General features: G+C 67.7%; 1 pseudogene. It reads left to right on the top strand.

The features are described 5' to 3' along the window. Nucleotides 1–232 (top strand): annotated as a pseudogene (locus tag JMJ56_RS33515) (UDP-glucose 6-dehydrogenase); the annotation flags it as partial.

Consider the following 232-nt stretch of genomic DNA (forward strand, 5'->3'; position numbering starts at 1 on the left):
GCCACGCTGCGCCGGCTCTACCGGCCGCTCTACCTGATCGAGACGCCGATCGTCGCCACCAGCCTCGAGACGGCGGAACTGATCAAGTACGCGGCGAATGCCTTCCTCGCCACCAAGATCACCTTCATCAACGAGATCGCCGACCTGTGCGAGCGGGTGGGCGCCGACGTGCATGACGTGGCGCGCGGCATGGGCCTCGACGGGCGGATCGGGCGGAAGTTCCTGCATGCCG

The organism is Belnapia arida (genome assembly GCF_016773205.1).
GTDB lineage: Bacteria > Pseudomonadota > Alphaproteobacteria > Acetobacterales > Acetobacteraceae > Belnapia > Belnapia arida.